Annotated in this window: 15 protein-coding genes; 8 read left to right on the top strand and 7 right to left on the bottom strand. The window is 62.8% G+C overall.

Features of this window, described 5'->3' with window-relative positions; genetic code table 11:
• The first annotated feature begins 192 nt into the window (after positions 1–192).
• From ACFFP0_RS03585 to htpG, 4 genes are all read left to right on the top strand, one after another.
• Positions 193–417, top strand: a complete 225-nt coding sequence (locus ACFFP0_RS03585) for a hypothetical protein (protein ID WP_377256336.1) — start codon at positions 193–195, stop codon at positions 415–417.
• Positions 418–655: 238 nt separating this feature from the next.
• A complete protein-coding gene (locus tag ACFFP0_RS03580) occupies positions 656–970 on the top strand; it encodes a co-chaperone GroES (protein ID WP_377256333.1) in 315 nt (104 codons plus the stop codon).
• Positions 971–1,018: 48 nt separating this feature from the next.
• Positions 1,019–2,647: a chaperonin GroEL gene (gene groL, locus ACFFP0_RS03575; protein ID WP_377256330.1), complete on the top strand. Its 1,629-nt coding sequence runs from the start codon at positions 1,019–1,021 to the stop codon at positions 2,645–2,647.
• Between the two features lie 193 nt (positions 2,648–2,840).
• Entirely contained in the window at positions 2,841–4,724 is a 1,884-nt protein-coding gene (htpG, locus tag ACFFP0_RS03570) for a molecular chaperone HtpG (RefSeq protein ID WP_377256327.1), read from the top strand.
• 16 nt (positions 4,725–4,740) lie between these two features.
• On the opposite strand, the gene ACFFP0_RS03565 is transcribed toward htpG, so the two are convergent.
• A complete protein-coding gene (locus ACFFP0_RS03565) occupies positions 4,741–5,064 on the bottom strand; it encodes a DUF6665 family protein (RefSeq protein WP_377256324.1) in 324 nt (107 codons plus the stop codon).
• 327 nt (positions 5,065–5,391) lie between these two features.
• On the opposite strand from ACFFP0_RS03565, the gene osmF reads away from it, so the two are divergent.
• From osmF to ACFFP0_RS03545, 4 genes are all read left to right on the top strand, one after another.
• Positions 5,392–6,303: a glycine betaine ABC transporter substrate-binding protein OsmF gene (gene osmF, locus ACFFP0_RS03560; RefSeq protein ID WP_377256321.1), complete on the top strand. Its 912-nt coding sequence runs from the start codon at positions 5,392–5,394 to the stop codon at positions 6,301–6,303.
• A 90-nt stretch (positions 6,304–6,393) separates the two neighbouring features.
• Positions 6,394–7,560 carry an ABC transporter permease gene (locus ACFFP0_RS03555; protein WP_377256318.1) on the top strand — a complete coding sequence of 389 codons (1,167 nt, stop codon included), beginning with the start codon at positions 6,394–6,396 and terminating at the stop codon, positions 7,558–7,560.
• Entirely contained in the window at positions 7,557–8,495 is a 939-nt protein-coding gene (locus tag ACFFP0_RS03550; protein ID WP_377256315.1) for an ABC transporter ATP-binding protein, read from the top strand. Before ACFFP0_RS03555 ends, ACFFP0_RS03550 begins: the two co-directional genes overlap by 4 nt.
• Positions 8,492–9,235, top strand: coding sequence for an ABC transporter permease (locus ACFFP0_RS03545; protein ID WP_377256312.1), 744 nt, complete (start codon positions 8,492–8,494; stop codon positions 9,233–9,235). Before ACFFP0_RS03550 ends, ACFFP0_RS03545 begins: the two co-directional genes overlap by 4 nt.
• Before the next feature lie 9 nt (positions 9,236–9,244).
• Here ACFFP0_RS03545 and ACFFP0_RS03540 read toward each other — a convergent pair whose 3' ends face one another.
• Genes ACFFP0_RS03540 through ACFFP0_RS03515 form a run of 6 tightly spaced genes read right to left on the bottom strand, consistent with a single transcriptional unit; the run spans position 9,245 to position 15,918 of the window.
• Positions 9,245–10,165 (bottom strand): DMT family transporter, encoded by a 921-nt coding sequence (locus tag ACFFP0_RS03540; RefSeq protein WP_377256310.1) that lies wholly within the window; start codon positions 10,163–10,165, stop codon positions 9,245–9,247.
• 42 nt (positions 10,166–10,207) lie between these two features.
• Positions 10,208–11,323 carry an anhydro-N-acetylmuramic acid kinase gene (locus ACFFP0_RS03535; RefSeq protein ID WP_377256307.1) on the bottom strand — a complete coding sequence of 372 codons (1,116 nt, stop codon included), beginning with the start codon at positions 11,321–11,323 and terminating at the stop codon, positions 10,208–10,210.
• 11 nt (positions 11,324–11,334) lie between these two features.
• Positions 11,335–12,360, bottom strand: coding sequence for a serine hydrolase domain-containing protein (locus tag ACFFP0_RS03530; protein ID WP_377256304.1), 1,026 nt, complete (start codon positions 12,358–12,360; stop codon positions 11,335–11,337).
• Positions 12,361–12,371: 11 nt separating this feature from the next.
• A complete protein-coding gene (locus ACFFP0_RS03525; RefSeq protein WP_377257035.1) occupies positions 12,372–14,117 on the bottom strand; it encodes an ABC transporter ATP-binding protein in 1,746 nt (581 codons plus the stop codon).
• Positions 14,117–14,956, bottom strand: coding sequence for an ABC transporter permease (locus ACFFP0_RS03520; protein WP_377256301.1), 840 nt, complete (start codon positions 14,954–14,956; stop codon positions 14,117–14,119). Before ACFFP0_RS03520 ends, ACFFP0_RS03525 begins: the two co-directional genes overlap by 1 nt.
• Complete coding sequence (locus ACFFP0_RS03515; protein ID WP_377256298.1) at positions 14,956–15,918, bottom strand: ABC transporter permease; 963 nt, start codon at positions 15,916–15,918, stop codon at positions 14,956–14,958. The genes ACFFP0_RS03520 and ACFFP0_RS03515 overlap by 1 nt, the downstream gene beginning before the upstream one ends.
• Positions 15,919–15,945 lie beyond the last annotated feature (27 nt).

Genomic DNA, 15,945 nt, shown 5'->3' with positions numbered 1-15,945 from the left:
CCGCGATATTCCTCTTCTGTCACTCGAACATGTAAGTTGTGAGATAGACGCCGGGTCCTTCTCCATCCGTTTGCTCTCGGTCGCCAGCAGGCGCTGGGGCGGCGGTCGGCTCGGGCGGGCGGGATCGACTTTGCCGAGCGGTTTCCTATATCGCTTTCAGGCGGCGGGATGGGAGCTGGAGAGGAGTAGGACATGTCAATGACGTCAGAAGATGTCATCGCCGTGCTTGGGCCTGTCGACGACGTGCTTGTCGCGGATGTCATTGCAACCGGTGCGACGGCTGGCGAGCTTGCGGAAGCCTGGGCATGGATCAACAGCGAAGAGGCGCTGATCGGCGAGGGTCGTCGGCTTCCGACCGGGAAGGTGGCCGAGCTGGTCGATCTTCTGAGCGCCGATCAGGATGGGTGGGAGGAATAAATTCCCGACCTTGAGACCGGCGGCACGCCGGGGGCTTTCCTTCGACAGGAACGCTTCTTTTGAAGTATCCTGACAGTCGATTTGGCTGAGTGCCAATTTTTCGTTCCTTCCTCTTGAAACTGCGGTTTACCAAACCAAATCGCTCTCGCCCGCTCGCAGAGGAAGGGCGGGCGCCTGTCCGGACTGGCCATCCGGTCCGGGTGAGCTTTGATCATCATCGCTTGTCCAGGAGGAAAACATGACATTCCGACCGCTTCACGACCGTATTCTCGTCCGCCGGGTCGAATCCGAGGAAAAGACCAAGGGCGGCATCATCATTCCCGACACCGCCAGGGAAAAACCGCAGGAAGGCGAAGTGATCGCCGTGGGTCCCGGCGCGCGCAACGAGCAGGGGCAGCTTCAGCCGCTCGACGTGACGGTGGGCAACCGCATCCTGTTCGGAAAATGGTCCGGAACCGAGATCAAGATCGACGGCGAAGACCTTCTGATCATGAAGGAAAGCGATGTCATGGGCATCATCGAAGACCAGGCTGCGGAAAAGAAGGTCGCCTGACCATCTCTCACGCCGCTCAAAATCAGCTGTCTATCAGGAGTGAAGACAATGGCTGCGAAAGAAGTCAAATTTCATGCCGATGCCCGTGACCGCATGCTGCGCGGCGTCGATATCCTTGCCGATGCGGTCAAGGTGACGCTCGGGCCGAAGGGGCGCAACGTCGTCATCGACAAGTCCTTCGGCGCGCCGCGCATCACCAAGGACGGCGTGTCCGTCGCCAAGGAGATCGAACTGGAAGACAAGTTCGAGAACATGGGCGCCCAGATGCTGCGCGAAGTGGCGTCGAAGACGAGCGATGTTGCAGGCGACGGCACGACGACTGCAACCGTTCTCGCCCAGGCCATCGTCAGGGAGGGCGCCAAGGCCGTTGCCGCCGGCATGAACCCGATGGACCTGAAGCGCGGCATCGACCTTGCCGTCGAAGCGGTCGTTGCCGAACTCAAGCACAATGCCCGCAAGATCTCCAACAATTCCGAGATTGCCCAGGTCGGCACCATTTCCGCAAACGGCGATACCGAGATCGGCCGCTATCTTGCCGAGGCGATGAACAGGGTCGGCAACGAGGGCGTCATCACCGTCGAGGAAGCCAAGACCGCCGAGACCGAACTCGAAGTCGTCGAGGGCATGCAGTTCGACCGCGGTTATCTCAGTCCTTATTTCGTCACCAACCAGGACAAGATGCGGGTTGAACTCGAAGACCCGTATATTCTGATCCATGAGAAGAAGCTCTCGAACCTGCAGAGCATGCTGCCGGTCCTCGAAGCCGTCGTGCAGTCCGGCAAGCCGCTTCTCATCATCGCCGAGGACGTCGAGGGCGAGGCCCTTGCGACGCTCGTCGTCAACAAGCTGCGTGGCGGCCTCAAGGTCGCTGCCGTCAAGGCTCCGGGCTTCGGCGACCGCCGCAAGGCCATGCTGGAAGACATCGCCATCCTGACCGGCGGCACCGTCATCTCCGAGGACCTCGGCATCAAGCTCGAGAACGTCACCCTCGACATGCTCGGCCGCTCCAAGAGGGTGCTCATCGAAAAAGAGAACACGACCATCATCGACGGTGCCGGCTCCAAGGCCGATATCGAGGGGCGGACCGCCCAGATCCGCGCCCAGATCGAGGAAACCACTTCCGACTACGACCGTGAGAAGCTCCAGGAACGCCTTGCCAAGCTCGCGGGCGGCGTTGCCGTCATCCGCGTCGGCGGCTCGACGGAAATCGAGGTGAAGGAGAGGAAAGACCGCGTCGACGACGCGTTGCATGCCACCCGCGCGGCCGTCGAGGAGGGCATCCTGCCGGGCGGCGGTGTCGCGCTGCTGCGGGCAATCAGATCCTTCGACGGCATCAGGACAGCCAACGACGATCAGCGGGTCGGTGTCGATATCGTCCGCCGGGCGATCGAGGCGCCGGTTCGCCAGATTGCCGAGAATGCAGGCGCCGAAGGATCGATCGTGGTCGGCAAACTGCGGGAGAAAACGGAATTCCACTATGGCTGGAATGCGCAGACCGGCGAATACGGCGATCTTTATTCCATGGGGGTCATCGATCCGGTCAAGGTGGTCCGCGCGGCGCTTCAGGACGCAGCCTCGGTTGCCGGTCTTCTGGTGACGACCGAAGCGATGATCGCGGAAAAGCCGAGGAAGGAAGCCGCAGGGCCGGCCATGCCGCCTGGCGGAATGGACTTCTGAGGAACTGAAAAGGTTCGCTCCGGGGTTTGATGTCGAAGGATGCGGGTGATTTCGGCGTTGGACTTCGGGGCGGGCCGATCATCGTGCGCGCTTTGGCGCCGGGACCGCCCTTGCCTTTGTTCTTGCCTGGAAAGGCATCATTCCCTTACATCCTTCGTCACCGCGCCCGTCACGATGAGGAGAACAGCGACCTATGACGACCACCACAACCGAAAAACCTGTCGAGAACCATGCTTTCGAGGCCGATGTCGCGCGCCTTCTGCACATGATGGTTCACTCGGTCTATTCGGATCGCGACGTCTTTCTCCGCGAGTTGATCTCGAATGCCGCCGACGCCTGCGAGAAGCTTCGTTACGAGGCGATCGCGAACCCGGCGCTGATGGCGAGCGATCCGGCAAGCCGCATCACCATCGTGCTGGATGAGGAGGGGGGCAGGCTCGTCATCGAGGACAACGGCATCGGCATGAGCCGCGACGAGATGATCGAGGCATTGGGCACGATTGCCCGCTCCGGTACCCGGGCTTTCATGGAGCGTATCGAGGCCGCGAAGGCGGGCGAAGGAACTCAGCTGATCGGCCAGTTCGGCGTCGGCTTCTATTCGTGTTTCATGGTGGCGGACAGGGTGGATGTCGTTTCCCGCCGCGCCGGTTCGAAGGACGCGTGGTTATGGTCTTCCGACGGCAAGGGCAGTTACGATATCAGGCCCGTGGATCTGGCGGAGGCTCCGGCCCGCGGGACCCGCATCAGTCTTTACCTGATGGAGGATGCCAGGAGCTACGCGTCGCGCTGGACTGTCGAGCGTATCGTCAAGGAGCAGTCCGGCCATGTGCCGGTGCCGATCCTGATCGCCGGGACGGCCGATGCGGAACCGAGCCAGCTGACGGACGGCAGCGCGCTCTGGACCAAGTCCAGGAACGATATTTCCAAGGAGGAATATGCGGATTTCTATCGCGGCATCTCCGGTCAGTACGACGAGCCGGCCCTGACGGTGCATTTTCGCGCCGAGGGACGGCATGAATACACCGCGCTCGCTTTCGTTCCGAGCTCCCAGCCGTTCGACATGTTCGATCCCGACCGCAAGGGCCGGACGAAGCTCTATGTGAAGCGCGTTTTCATCACCGACGATGCGGAACTGCTGCCCCGTTATCTCCGGTTTGTCTGCGGGCTTGTCGATACCGCCGATCTTCCGCTCAACGTTTCGCGCGAGATGATCCAGGAAAGTCCCATTCTTGCGGCGATCCGCAAGGGGGTCTCCAGCAGGGTCCTTTCAGCGCTCGAAAAGCTGGCGGAAAGCGATGGCGACGCCTTCCTGAAAGTGTGGGAGAGTTTCGGCGCGGTCATCAAGGAGGGGATCTATGAGGACTTCGAACGGCGTGAACAGCTCATGGCGCTGTCGCGGTTCCGGACGTCGGCCTTCGGCGACGGCTATCGTTCCCTGGCCGATTACGTGAAGGATGCCAAGGAAGCGCAGTCAGCCATCTATTATCTGGCGGGGGGCAATCCGGAGCAGTTGAAGGCATCGCCGCAGCTCGAAGGTTTTCGCGCGCGCGGCATCGAGGTCCTGTTGCTGAGTGATTCCATCGACAGTTTCTGGGTCATGAACGCCCCCGAATTCGAAGGCAAGGCATTCAGATCGATCACCCAGGGAGCGGCCGACCTCGCCTTGTTCCCGAAGACCGACGGGGGCGCATCGGCGTCTGCGGAAGCTCCCGCCCATCTGGCGGACTTCATTGCCTTCGCCAAGGAAAAGCTTGGCGATCAGGTCGCCGACATTCGCGTTTCCGATCGGCTGACCGAAAGCGCCGTCTGTCTTGTCGCCTCGGAGCAGGGTTACGACCGGCAGCTCGAGAGAATTCTGCAGAGTGCCGGGCGGCTGGAGACGGCGGCAAAGCCGGTGATGGAAATCAATGCGGCCCATCCGGTGATCAGGGCCATCGCGGCGAAGACGGAGCCGTCGTTCCAGGAGGATGCGACATTCCTGCTACTCGATCAGGCGCGCATTCTCGACGGCGACAAACCTGCTGACCCGCGAGCCTTTGCGGAACGGCTGCAGCGGATTTTCGAAAGGCTGGCTTGAGGCGCGGCGGCGGCGTTCACTTGCGGATGGCGCCGAGCCTTGCAAGCACTTCATTCGGGATTCCGTACCTCGTAATGACATCCCGGGTGTTGCGCAGGCCACAGATTTCCCTCTGGATGAAAAATGCCCAGACGGCTTGCGATGCCGCGTCTACCAAGGTCTCACGGTCGATCCTGGCCGCATCGTCGGCTTTCCAGGCAGCAAGCCCTGTAAGAGCGGTTTCGACCTTGCGGCCGTGGCGGCCAAGTGCGTCGGCCCGTTCGGACGCCAGCTCGTATTCGAGGACGCCGAAACCGGTATCAGACTGATTTCGGAAGGAACCCGGCGGACGAAGGCTCAAGGTCGACCTCGCTGGTTATCCCGATGCAATGGCAGCCCCGACCCTAGCCGACCCGGGTGTCTATATCCAGTGACATTGTTCAACCGGGCCTCAAGACTTCCGCTGCCCGATCGTTTTCGTGTCCCTTCGTTCCGGCTTGGTCTCCTGTGTGGCCCTGGCAGAGAAAAGGGCTTCGTCGCTCCGGGGACCGCGATGCGAAAAAATTGCGTCTGCATCGCAATTCGCAACTCGCAGATTCTGAAGTCCGCCCTAGATAGGGAGGATTTTGTCTGTTCCCGTTTCAAAATCCGTGCGAGCGTGAGGCTGCGATCAGGAGGGAGTTCCGTCATGTCTTTCAAGAAGAAGCTGTTGGGTATCGCGTTTGCGCTTGGTGTCTCGGCCACAATGGCCCATGCGCAGGTCGTCGTCTCCTCGAAGATCGATACGGAAGGCGGCGTGCTCGGCAATATCATCCTTGCCGTCCTGAAAGCCAACAATATCCAGACGACCGACCGCATCCAGCTCGGCGCCACGCCGGTGGTTCGCAAGGCGATCGCCGCCGGTGAGATCGACATCTATCCCGAATATACGGGCAACGGCGCCTTCTTCTTCGAAAAGGGTGACGATCCGGTCTGGAAGGACCCGAAGAAGGCGTACGAGGCGGTGAAGAAGCTCGATTACGACGCCAACAAGGTCGTCTGGCTGACCCCGTCGCCAGCCAACAACACCTGGGCGATCGCCTTGCGCAAGGACGTGGCGGATGCGAACAAGCTGAAGACATTCAGCGAATTCGGCAAGTATGTCGCCGGCGGCGGCAAGATCGTGCTGGCGGCTTCTTCCGAATTCGTCAATTCCGCCGCAGCATTGCCCGCCTTCCAGACGACGTATGGCTTCAAGCTGAAGCCGGAGCAGCTCATCACGCTTTCGGGCGGGGATACCGCTGCGACGATCGCCGCTGCCGCCAACCAGACGAATGGGGCAAACGCGGCGATGGTCTATGGCACCGATGGCGGCATCGCGCCGTCCGGGCTGGTGGTGCTCGAAGACGACAAGGGCGTGCAGCCGGTCTACCAGCCCGCACCGATCATCCGCGAGGAAGCCCTCAAGAAGAATCCGCAGGTCGAAAGCCTCCTGAAGCCGGTTTTCGAGAAGCTCGACCTCGTCACCCTGCAGGACCTCAATGGCCGCGTGCAGGTGGGCGGCGAGCTGGCCAAGGCGGTCGCCGAGGATTTCCTGAAGAAAAACGGCTTTCTCAAGTAGTTCCTTTTCGGCCGGATTTCATGACAGAATAAGCCGGGCGCATTTGGTGCAGCATCCGGCTTTTTCGTCAACAGTGAGCAAGGGAACGGCTTGACTATTCGGTTCGACAAGCTCGGCCTCATCATCGCTTTTCTTGCCGCCTACGGGGCGGCGTGGATGCCTTTCGCGGTGCTCAAACCAAACCGCATCGTGCAGGGGCAGGCGAGGTCGATCCTGGATGCGCTGCCGGCCTGGGCGGGGTCGGGGCTGCTCGTGCTGCTCCTTCTTGCCGCTGTGGCCGCCCTTTTGCGGTTTTCGCCTTGGATCAAGTTGGTGGCGGCGACCGCTGCGCTTTTGGCTCTGGCACTGGCGATCGGCGCTGCGGCAGGTTTCCTCACCCCGGCGGGCAATACGTATGCGCGCGTTGCACCGGCCGCCGGCTTCTGGATTCTCCTCTTCGCATTTGCGCTCCTGGCTGCCGATGCGGTCACGCGGCTGGGTCCTCCGCCGTGGTTGCGTGTGCTGTTCCTCATCCTTGCCTCAGGCGGGGCTGGCGCGATCCTGATGTCCGGAAGCTGGGACGGACTTTCGATCATGAAGGAATATGCCGGTCGCTCCGACGTCTTCTGGGGCGAGGCGGGCAAGCATGTGATGCTGGCGCTCGGTTCCCTGTTCGCCGCCGTCCTGGTCGGTTTGCCGCTCGGCATTCTCTGCCATCGGGTGGACGCCCTCAGGGCAGGGGTCCTGAACACGCTGAATCTCATTCAGACGATCCCGTCGATCGCGCTGTTCGGCATTCTCATCGGGCCGCTGGCATGGATTGCGGCGACCGTACCGGGCGCTGCGGAAATCGGCATTCGGGGGATCGGGGCGGTGCCCGCCTTCGTCGCTCTCTTTCTTTATTCGCTGCTGCCGGTGGTGGCCAATACGGTCGTCGGGCTCGCGGGCGTGCCGCGCGAGGCCAACGATGCTGCCCGCGGCATCGGCATGACGGATCGGCAGCGTCTCCTCAAGGTGGAGTTCCCGCTGGCGCTGCCCGTCGTCCTTACCGGCATTCGCATCGTACTGGTCCAGAATATCGGATTGGCGACGATCGCGGCGTTGATCGGCGGGGGCGGTTTTGGCGTTTTCGTCTTCCAGGGGATCGGGCAGACGGCCATGGATCTCGTGTTGCTCGGCGCCGTGCCGACCGTCGCGCTTGCCTTTGCCGCAGCTGTCATCCTCGATGCGCTGATCGAAATGAATTCCCGCATTCCGAATGGAGCAAGATCCGCATGATCGAGATCGACGCCATCATCAAGCGCTATGACGACAGCACCGTCGTGGACAACGTCTCGATGGTCGTCGAGCCGCGCACGGTCACGGTGATCGTCGGCACATCCGGTTCCGGCAAGACGACGCTTCTCAGGATGATCAACCGGCTGGTGGAGCCGACTTCGGGCATGATCCGGCTGGATGGTGAGGACAATCGTTCGATCCCCGGCCATGAGCTTCGCCGGCGGATAGGCTATGCCATCCAGGGCCACGGTCTTTTCCCGCACCGTACGGTGGCGCAGAACATAGCGACCGTCCCGGCCCTGCTGGGCTGGGAGAAGTCACGTATCGACGCCAAGGTCGAGGAGCTGCTGACGCTCTTCCAGCTTGAGCCGAAAATGTTCGCGTCCCGTTATCCGCATGAGCTTTCCGGCGGGCAGCAGCAGCGTGTCGGTGTCGCGCGGGCGCTCGCCGCCGAGCCGAAGGTGCTTCTGATGGACGAGCCCTTCGGAGCGCTCGACCCTATTATCCGGGCCAAGGCGCAGGACGATCTGCTGGCGATCCAGAGACATTTCGGTACGACCATCGTGCTGGTCACGCATGACATGGACGAGGCGTTTCATCTGGCGAACAAGATCGCCGTGATGGACAAGGGCAGGGTGCTGCAATACGGGCAGCCCGCCGAACTGGTGCGCGCGCCCGCGACCCCCTTCGTGGAAACACTGATCGGTGATGCCGAACGGCCGTTCCGCCTGCTTTCGATTGCGAGGGCCGGTGCTGCGGTGGAACCGGGGGAGGCGGAAGGTGCGCCAATCAGCGAGGACAGGACCCAACGGGAAGCGCTTGCGGAACTTCTATGGACCGGACGGGATGCGGTTTCCGTCATTTCCGCGAGCGGCGCGCGTATCGGGCGGGTCACGCTCGATACGCTCCTGAAACGCGCTGCGAGGCCGCGATGAAGGGCTGGCTGCCGACGATTCTCAGGGGAATGCTGCTCCTGGTGCTGATCGCCTTCCTCGTCGCGCCTGAAAGTTTCGAGCCGCTTCTGAAGCCGCTCGTGCAGCCGGGCGCGCCTGTGATCTACAACCAGGGAAGCCTGCTTGACCTGACGATCCTCCATCTGCGGACGGTCTTCATCGCGACCTTGGTTGCCACCGTCGTCGCCGTATTCCTCGCCATTCTCGTCACCCGGCCGTTTGGATTGGAGTTCCTGCCGCTTTCCCGCAGTCTCGTGAATATCGGCCAGACCTTTCCGCCGGTGGCGGTGCTGGCGCTCGCCGTGCCGGCGGTCGGTTTCGGGGAGAAACCGACGCTGATCGCGCTCTTCCTCTACGGCCTGCTGCCGATCTTTGAAAATACGCTGACCGCGCTCACCAATCTGCCGCGTTCAGTCATGGAGGCGGCGCGCGGGGCCGGCATGACCGGTTTCCAGCGGCTCGTCCAGGTCGAGCTTCCGCTGTCCCTGCCGGTCGTCGTTGCAGGCATCCGGCTCTCCACGGTCATCAGTCTTTCCACCGCGACGATCGGTTCCACGGTGGCGGCAAGGACGCTCGGCGAGGTGATCATCGCCGGCCTGCAGTCGAACAACCTTGCTTTCGTGTTGCAAGGCGGGCTGATTGTCGGCGCCCTGGCGGTGCTGATCTATGACGGGCTTGTGGCTGTTGAAGCCATTCTGACGCGCCGGGTGCACTCCATCTGAATTCGTCGCTTAACCGTGGCTGGAATCGAGAGGCACGGTGGCTTCCGCATCCTGCTTGAGGTTGCCGCGATGGAAGATGAACAGCCCCGCAAGCACGATGACGCCTGCGCCGACCAGGGTCTGCGCATCCGGCAGATCCCCGAAGAATATCCAGCCGAGCACGATCGCCCAGATAAGCAACGTATATTGCAGGGGCGCCAGGACCGATGCCGGTGCGAGTTTCAGCGAACGGGTGATCAGCAGATGGGCAATGCAGGCGACGATGCCAAGCAGAAGCAGGGCCAGCAGTTGGCCGAAACTGAACGGGCTCCAGTGGCCGATGCTGAGGAAAATGCCGGCGATGAGGCCTGCGACAGTCTGCCAGGTAACGAGCGTGGCATCCGGTGTCGCGCGCAGCCATCGGTTCAGGACGAGGGTCAGGGCGAAGGAGAAACTGCCGACAAGACCGAAGATGGAAGGCCAGGACAGCATCTCGGAGGAGGGACGCAGCGCGATCACGACGCCGACGAAACCGAGGAGCACGGCCAGCCAGCGCCGCCAGCCGATCCGTTCTCCAAGCAGGAAATGCGAGAGGGCGGCGACATAGATCGGCCCGGCCATATAAAAAGTCATGACGTCGGCGAGCGGCAGATAGATGACGGCTGCGTAGAAAAGCGCGAGGTCGCCGGTGGCGAAGATGACGCGCAACACCTGGAGCACGGGTCGTTCCACGACATAAAGGGCGGATAACGGCTGGCGAGCGAGCATCGGGCCCAGAATGAACGCCGCGCCGAGCGAGCGGATGACCAGAACCTGTCCCACAGAGAAGCTCGCGACCAGCCATTTGCCCATGGCGTCGTTCAGCGAGAACATGAAGTCGCCGAGCAGCATGAGCAGCACGCCGACAAGCATCGCATTGCCGCCCAAAACGGAAATCGCCCTTTTGCTCATGATCTTGGGGCGCTCCCGACGCCGATATCTGAAAGGTGCGGCTTACCCTGCCAGCCGGCCACCTTGCAAGGGCTTCGGTGCTCCCGTGGTCGTCGGGAAGCTGATCGGTAGCCCGCGCAGCACGCGCACCGCGAGAAAGGCAAAACATTCCGCCTCGACCGCGTCGCCGCGCCAACCGAGCGTATCGGCGGAAACGGCGTTCACATCTGCCCGGCTTTCAAGCATCGACATGATTGTCGGATTGTGGCGGCCTCCGCCGCTGACGATCAGCCGTTTCGGCCGGTGCGGCAGGAGATCGAGCGCCTTGCCGACGGCAGACGCGGTAAATGCGGAAAGGGTCGCCGCGCCGGCCGAGTCGTCGAGGCCGTCAGCCATGGCGGACGTGAAATCGAAACGGTCGAGCGACTTCGGGTAGGGAGCGGTGAGATAGGGATATTGCAGCAGCCTGGCAAGGCGTTCCTCATCCACCTTGCCGGATGCGCCGAGCGCACCGTTCCTGTCCATATCGCCAAGGCCGCGCGCCTTCATGAAATCGTTGAGCGGTGCGTTGGCCGGGCCGGTGTCGAAGGCGATCACCAGACCCTTGCCGTCCCACCATGTGATGTTGGCGACGCCACCGAGATTGAGAACGGCCGTATCGCCCGAAGCATCCAGTCCGCGCAGGAGAGCCGCATGGTAGGCCGCGGCCAGCGGAGCGCCCTGACCACCCGCGCGGACATCGGCCGAGCGGAAATCATAGGCGACCCTGGTGCCGAGGATTGAGGCCATCAACTCGCCGTCTCCGAGCTGGCGCGTGTCGCCGAGCCGCTCCCTGGTCGGTGCGCGATGCAACACGGTCTGGCCGTGGAAGCCGACGATGCCGATATCGGCCATGGTCAGGCCATGGCTCTCGACAAGGTCCTTCACGGCCTTTGATTGCGCGTGCGTCAACGCCTCCTCGGCCTCGCGGAAGATCGCGGGCTCGGGACCTTCGAAATTCCAGGCGCGGGCCTGGCGGAGCGTTTCTTCCAGCAGTGCGCGGATTTCCGGCGGGTAGGGGGCGAGCGTATAGGCGCCGAACGTATCGATCGTCTCGCCGTCGGTCTTCAGCAGCGCGACATCGATATTGCCGTCCAGAACGGTTCCGGTCATCAGGCCGACGGCCCAGATTGGTTCCATCGCAAGTATCCTCAACTCTGATTGATAAGATTGCCGACAGTCGGGCGCAAGGCGAAGATGCCGCTGTCGAAATGACGGGTCGGATGAACGCGGTTGGTAAGCAGCGTCCAGGCCCGGCCCCTGTCGAAATCGATCCAGAGACCAGTGCCGGTAAAGCCGGTATGCCCGATCGTTCCCGGGCTGCATCTCTCCCCGCCCGACCAGCCTTCGTACGGCTTCTCCCAGCCATGGGTGCGTCTGGCCGAGAGCGGCGTGCGGATGAGCGAGATCGTGCCGGCGGAAGCTCCGGTGCCGTCGAGGAGGCCCTGGGCAAAGTCGAGGACGGATGTCACGGTGCCGAACAGGCCGGCATGGCCGGCACCCTGCAGGGCGGAGCAGTTGTCGTCATGGACCTCGCCGCAGAGCACGCGGTGGCGCCAGGTGCAGTCCTCCGTCGCGGCCGAGTTTTGCGGATCGGCGGACCAGGCAAAGCCGGGCCCGGGGTCGAGGTCGCGCAGCGTCTTTTTCGCCAGCCGTTCCAGCACGAAGCCGAGCAGGATGAAGTTGATGTCGGAATAGACCGGCGGGCCGGCGCGCCATTCCCGTTGCAGGATGAAGGTGCGCAACAGGTCCGGGTCGCGCCCGTAGGTATAGATTGGCTCGACGGCCGGAAAGGGCGTCTGATGCCCAAGGCACTGGCGGAACGAGATCTTTCGTTCCCAGGCCTCCGCATTGTATTGGCGAAGATCCGGCAGAACGCTTGTCAGGGGCGCGTCGAGATCGATGACGCCTTCGTCGGCGAGTTTCAGGATGCGCGTGGTGGTGAAGATGACCTTGCTGACCGAGGCGAGATCGAACCAGGTGCCGGTTGTCATCGGCCGCGCTGCCGGGACGATCTGCGCCGAGCCGATCGCACGCGTCATGCGCCCATGTTTCAGATCGACGATGCCGAGCACGCCGCCGGGAATGCGTTTTTCCGCGACCGATCTTTCCAGCGGTGCGAAGGCGCGTTCGAAAACGGCTGCCAGTTCGGCATCTGCATCGGTCTTTTCATCCATGTTCGACATCCTCAAGCTTCCGCTCGCGCCCGATGGTCCGGCCCGAAGGTCCGCCATTGCGCTTCCGGCGGCTCGAAACCCGGTGGCCTGACAAGCGACGGGACCTGACGCGTATCGAGTTCGAAATGCTGGTTGCGCCGGTCGATGCTCGGCACGGCGGAGATCAGTCGCCTTGTATAGGAATGCTGCGGATTGGAAAGAACCGAGGAAGCATCGCCAATCTCGACGATCTGGCCGGCATACAGAACGGCGATGCGATGGGCGATACGCTCCACGACTGCCATGTCGTGGGAGACGAAGAGATAGGCAAGCCCATATTCTCGCTGAAGGTCGATCAGCAATTCCAATACCTTGGCCTGCACGGAGACATCGAGCGCCGAGACCGCTTCGTCCAGAACCATGACCGAGGGGTTGAGCATCAGCGCGCGAGCGATGCAGAGCCGCTGCCGCTGGCCGCCGGAGAACTGGTGGGGATAACGCTCTAGGCTGTTTTCCGGCAGGCCGACGCGCATCAGCAGCGCCTTCATCCTTTCCAGGGTTTCGGCGTTTATACGGCCTCCGGCGGCGATCACCGGTTCGGCAAGGATGCTGTCGACGCGAAGTCTCGGGTTGAGCGAAGCGTAGGGATTCTGGAATACCATCTGCACGCCAGGGTTCGCCGCATCTGCGGCCTTGCCGGAAGACGTCGAGAAACTGCCACGGGTCGGGTGGACAAGACCGAGAATGGCGCGCGCCGTGGTCGATTTGCCGGAACCGCTTTCTCCCACGATTGCGAGTGTTTCGCCGGGCATCAGGTCGAAGCCGACGTTTTCCACCGCATGGACCGATCCCGGCGAGCGGTTGAACAGGCTGCCGGAAACCTTGAAGCGCACCGTCAGGCCCTCGACCGCAAGTGCCAGGGATTTGGCTTTCGACGGCTCGCGATGGAAGTCGGACCGGGTGGCGCGGCCCGATTCGAAATGCGGCACGGCGCCGAGCAGATGTCGCGTATAGGGATGCTGCGGACGGTCGAGGATTTCGTCGAGCCGTCCCTGTTCGACCGCCTGGCCGGCCTGCATGACCATGACCTTGTCGGCAATGCCGGCGACAAGGCCGATGTCATGGGTGATGAAGATCATCGCCATGCCGGTTTCGTGTTTCAGTTGGCCGAGCAGGGCCATGATCTGGGCCTGCACGGTCACGTCAAGAGCGGTGGTCGGCTCGTCGGCGATGAGCAGGCGCGGATTGCAGGCCAGGGCGGTTGCAATCATGACGCGCTGCAACATGCCGCCGGACAACTGGTTCGGAGCATATTTCAGCCGGCGTGCCGCGTCGGGAATGCGCACGCGGTCGAGCGCGTCCTTGGCGGCCGCGGTCGCCTGCCTGCCGGTGAGGCCACGATGCAGGCGGAAGGACTCCTCGATCTGCGTGCCGATCGACAGCACCGGGTTCAGCGAGGTCATCGGCTCCTGAAAGATCATGCCGATCTCGGCGCCGCGGATCTTTTCGAGCACGGGCTCGGCGGCCTGGGCGAGGTCGAGAATATTGCCGTCGGCGCGTTTCAGCCGGATTGAGCCGTCGATGATGCGGCCACCGCCAAAATCGACGAGGCGATTGATGGAAAGCGCCGTCACCGACTTGCCCGAGCCGCTTTCGCCGACGATCGCCAGCGTCTCGCCCGCTTCCAGATCGAAGGTTACACCCTTGACGATCTCGTTCTGTCTCGGGTCGCGTCCGAAGCCAACGCGGAGATCGGATACGGAAAGGAGCGGTGCCATCATGCGGTCCTGCTGCGGGTCTTGGGGTCGAGAATGTCGCGCAGCGCGTCTCCGAGCAGATTGAAGCCCAGGATGCTGATCATGATCGCCAGCGCGGGGAAGATCAGCAGCCAGGGCGCCGTCTCCATCAGGTTGCGGCTGTCGGCCAGCATCAGGCCGAGCGAGGATGCCGGCGGCTGGGTGCCGAGGCCGAGGAAGGAGAGGCCCGCTTCGGTCAGCAGCGCCCAGGCCAGCGCCAGTGTCACCTGCACTGTCAGCGGCGCGACGAGATTCAGGAGGAGGTGGCGGGTCAGGATATAGCGCCGGCTCGAGCCGAAGGTGCGGGCGGCATCGACGAATTCGCGGGCCTTGATGGAAAGCGCCGGGCCGCGCACCACGCGGGTGAAGATCGGCGTATAGACGATGGCGATCGCCGCGACGCTGGTCCAGGTTCCGGGGCCTGCGACCGCGATGATGAGGAGTGCGAGCAGGATGGCGGGGAAGGCGAGCAAAACGTCCATGACGCGCATCACCAGTCCGTCCCAGGTCTTGCCGAACCAGGCGGCCGTCAGGCCAAGAAGCGTTCCGGTGAAGCTGGCAAGCGTCACGGCGCAGAACCCGACAAGGAAAGACTGGCCGATGCCCTTCATGAGCCGGCTTGCCACGTCGCGGCCGAAGAGATCGGTACCCATCCAGTAGACTGCGTTCGGAGCATGCAGCCGGTCTATGCGGAACTGCTGCAGGGGATCGTGCGGGGTTATGCCGAACATGCCGAGCAACGCCACGACGACATAGATCACGACGATCGTGCCGCCGATCCTGCCGCTCGGATGGGAAAAGATTGCACGCAACATGGACATCAGCTGCCTTCTCCGAGACGAATGCGCGGATCGAGCGCGACATAGGCGAGGTCGACGATGAGATTGACCACCAGGAAGTTGAAGGCGATGAACAGGACGCAGCCCTGCACCAGCGCGTAGTCGCGCTGCAGGATCGCTTCCAGAACAAGGCGGCCGAGGCCCGGCAGGGCATAGATCTGTTCCACCAGCACGGCTCCGCCGAGCAGATATCCGAATTCGACGCCGCTGAGCGTCACGACCGGGATCAGCGCATTCGGAAGCGCGTGGCGCCAGATGACGTTGCGCTTCGGTACACCCTTGGCGCGTGCGGTACGGACGTAGTCGTCACTCAGCACGTCGAGCATCGCGGATCGGGAAATGCGTGTGACCGAGGCCGCGAAGGCAAAGCCGAGCGTCACGGCCGGCAGGATCATCTGGCCCAGGTTGCGAAGCGGATCGGTGAGGAACGGTGTGAACTCACCCATGGCGGGCAGGATGCCGAACCCGGCCGAGAGTGCGTAGATGAGAAGAAGGCCGACGACAAAATTGGGCGTCGACTGGCCGATCATCGCGAAGATGCGGACACCGAGATCGGATAGTTTCTCGTTGCGGGTCGCGGCGAACACGCCGGCCGGGAGGCCGATGATCAGCGCCACGCACATGGACATCAGGGCAAGCTGCAGCGTGAGCGGGAAGCGCTCCAGGATGATGTCGAGCACCGGCTTGCCGTGGGTGACGGAAATGCCGAGATCACCCTGGAACACGCCGACAAGCCAGTTCCAGTATTGCACCAGGATCGGCTTGTCGATGCCGAAATAGGCCGCCAGAGCCTGTCGTTGCGCCGGCGTCAGCAGGCCGGCTTCGGTGCCGAGCATCGCGGTAATCGCGTCGCCCGGCACCATGCGGATGGCGAAGAACACGAGGATGGAGACTCCGAGCATGACGAGTGGGAACGTCAGGAGCCGTCGCGTCAGATAACTCATCGGTCAAGCAACCTCATATGCGCCAAA

The sequence above is a fragment of the Neorhizobium puerariae genome (assembly GCF_042429745.1).
GTDB classification, from domain to species: Bacteria; Pseudomonadota; Alphaproteobacteria; order Rhizobiales; family Rhizobiaceae; genus Neorhizobium; species Neorhizobium puerariae.
This window is presented reverse-complemented; position numbering and strand designations above follow the sequence as displayed.

What these genes read in the sequence shown, in the direction of transcription:
- ACFFP0_RS03585 (WP_377256336.1), top strand. Translation starts at nt 193, where the DNA reads ATGTCAATGACGTCAGAAGATGTCATCGCCGTGCTTGGGCCTGTCGAC.
- ACFFP0_RS03580 (WP_377256333.1), top strand. Translation starts at nt 656, where the DNA reads ATGACATTCCGACCGCTTCACGACCGTATTCTCGTCCGCCGGGTCGAA.
- groL (WP_377256330.1), top strand. Translation starts at nt 1,019, where the DNA reads ATGGCTGCGAAAGAAGTCAAATTTCATGCCGATGCCCGTGACCGCATG.
- htpG (WP_377256327.1), top strand. Translation starts at nt 2,841, where the DNA reads ATGACGACCACCACAACCGAAAAACCTGTCGAGAACCATGCTTTCGAG.
- osmF (WP_377256321.1), top strand. Translation starts at nt 5,392, where the DNA reads ATGTCTTTCAAGAAGAAGCTGTTGGGTATCGCGTTTGCGCTTGGTGTC.
- ACFFP0_RS03550 (WP_377256315.1), top strand. Translation starts at nt 7,557, where the DNA reads ATGATCGAGATCGACGCCATCATCAAGCGCTATGACGACAGCACCGTC.
- ACFFP0_RS03545 (WP_377256312.1), top strand. Translation starts at nt 8,492, where the DNA reads ATGAAGGGCTGGCTGCCGACGATTCTCAGGGGAATGCTGCTCCTGGTG.
- ACFFP0_RS03540 (WP_377256310.1), bottom strand. Translation starts at nt 10,165, where the DNA reads ATGAGCAAAAGGGCGATTTCCGTTTTGGGCGGCAATGCGATGCTTGTC.
- ACFFP0_RS03535 (WP_377256307.1), bottom strand. Translation starts at nt 11,323, where the DNA reads ATGGAACCAATCTGGGCCGTCGGCCTGATGACCGGAACCGTTCTGGAC.
- ACFFP0_RS03530 (WP_377256304.1), bottom strand. Translation starts at nt 12,360, where the DNA reads ATGGATGAAAAGACCGATGCAGATGCCGAACTGGCAGCCGTTTTCGAA.
- ACFFP0_RS03525 (WP_377257035.1), bottom strand. Translation starts at nt 14,117, where the DNA reads ATGGCACCGCTCCTTTCCGTATCCGATCTCCGCGTTGGCTTCGGACGC.
- ACFFP0_RS03520 (WP_377256301.1), bottom strand. Translation starts at nt 14,956, where the DNA reads ATGTCCATGTTGCGTGCAATCTTTTCCCATCCGAGCGGCAGGATCGGC.
- ACFFP0_RS03515 (WP_377256298.1), bottom strand. Translation starts at nt 15,918, where the DNA reads ATGAGTTATCTGACGCGACGGCTCCTGACGTTCCCACTCGTCATGCTC.